This window comes from Streptomyces sp. NPDC037288, from assembly GCF_055603265.1.
In genome coordinates this window covers 1-1099 of sequence record NZ_JBVJVY010000234.1, presented here as the reverse complement: position 1 = coordinate 1099, position 1099 = coordinate 1, and the positions used below count along the sequence as shown (strand labels likewise).

3 protein-coding genes are annotated in these 1099 nt (G+C 67.2%); all 3 read left to right on the top strand.

Features of this window, described 5'->3' with window-relative positions:
* Positions 1–98 precede the first annotated feature (98 nt).
* The 3 genes from ACZ7GZ_RS43475 to ACZ7GZ_RS43465 all read left to right on the top strand — a co-directional run bounded on the left by ACZ7GZ_RS43475 (position 99) and on the right by ACZ7GZ_RS43465 (position 1027).
* A complete protein-coding gene (locus tag ACZ7GZ_RS43475) occupies positions 99–350 on the top strand; it encodes a helix-turn-helix domain-containing protein (protein WP_471033408.1) in 252 nt (83 codons plus the stop codon).
* A gap of 211 nt (positions 351–561) precedes the next feature.
* Complete coding sequence (locus ACZ7GZ_RS43470; protein ID WP_471033405.1) at positions 562–717, top strand: hypothetical protein; 156 nt, start codon at positions 562–564, stop codon at positions 715–717.
* A 94-nt stretch (positions 718–811) separates the two neighbouring features.
* Complete coding sequence (locus ACZ7GZ_RS43465; RefSeq protein WP_471033402.1) at positions 812–1027, top strand: hypothetical protein; 216 nt, start codon at positions 812–814, stop codon at positions 1025–1027.
* Positions 1028–1099 lie beyond the last annotated feature (72 nt).

The window sequence follows — 1099 nt, the reverse complement described above, 5'->3', positions numbered from 1 at the left end:
CGCTCGTTTACGCAGCTCAACGGGGTAGAGGGAAGGACGTGCCATGACTCGATCCTCTCAAATGATCGAGTCTCTATCGAACCCGGAACGGTTCAGAGATGACCGTCGCTGACGCGGCCCGGAAGCACAAGACGTCACAGACCTCGGTCGCCAAGTGGCGTGATCAGTTCCTGGAGTCCGGCAAGGCCGGGCTGGCCACCGCAGGTGGGCGCCGCTCCTCTTCGCGGGAGGAGATACTCGAGGCCGAGCTCGAGGAACTCAAGACGGCGCTCGGCGAGGCCCGCGTCGAGCTGCGAGTGTGGAAGAAGTCCGCCCAGGGGCGCCTGGCCCCTTCGAGGACCTCGAAGTGATCCGCACTCAGGCGGCGATGCCGACTTCGAGGTTCTGCGAGCTGCTCGGTATCCCGCGCCGTTCGTACTGCCGCTGGCCGGGCCGGGCCCGCCGTGGCCAGAACGCCGTCAAGGGACCGTGGCCGGCACCGGTCGTGGACACGGCCGAACCCGTGGTGGGAAGTATGCCGCCGACTGGCCAGCCTGGGGCCACCGCAAGATCCACTGGCTCATGCGGGCCGACGGCCACACGCTGTCCGCGTCCTCGGTCGAGCGCGCCATGAGACGCAGGGACCTGCTGCAGCCCGTCGACTACCAGAGCGAACGCCGCGAGCTCGCGAAGGCCCGCAAGGCGGCCTTCGCCGGGCCGCCCACGCGCCCGAACTAGGTGTGGCAGCAGCTGGGCTTCTCCGATTACGAGACAGGTGGTGGTGGCATCCGGCGCATTGCCGGCATCACCGATTACTTCACGAAGTACGAACATGGCTGGACGTTCTCACCTTCGTGCACCGGCGCGGATGCCATCGCCGCCGGTCGCGATCGCCGAAGCCGAGCATCTGGGCGGCGCCTGGCTCGTCGAGCTGCTGCCCGTCGACGAGGAGAGCGGCGTACTCAAACGGATCGAGCTGGTCACCGACAACGCAGGCGCTTTCCGCGGCGCGGCGTTCGCCCGGTTCATTGAACCTCTTTCATCCTGAAGAGTCGCAGGTCAGTAGCACGTGGATGGCTTGGACGGTGCGGCTGACGCGGCGGGTGGAGGAGCGTGCTCT

Excerpts from the sequence above, each read along its gene's own strand:
- ACZ7GZ_RS43475 (WP_471033408.1), top strand. The coding sequence starts at position 99 with ATGACCGTCGCTGACGCGGCCCGGAAGCACAAGACGTCACAGACCTCG.
- ACZ7GZ_RS43470 (WP_471033405.1), top strand. The coding sequence starts at position 562 with ATGCGGGCCGACGGCCACACGCTGTCCGCGTCCTCGGTCGAGCGCGCC.
- ACZ7GZ_RS43465 (WP_471033402.1), top strand. The coding sequence starts at position 812 with ATGGCTGGACGTTCTCACCTTCGTGCACCGGCGCGGATGCCATCGCCG.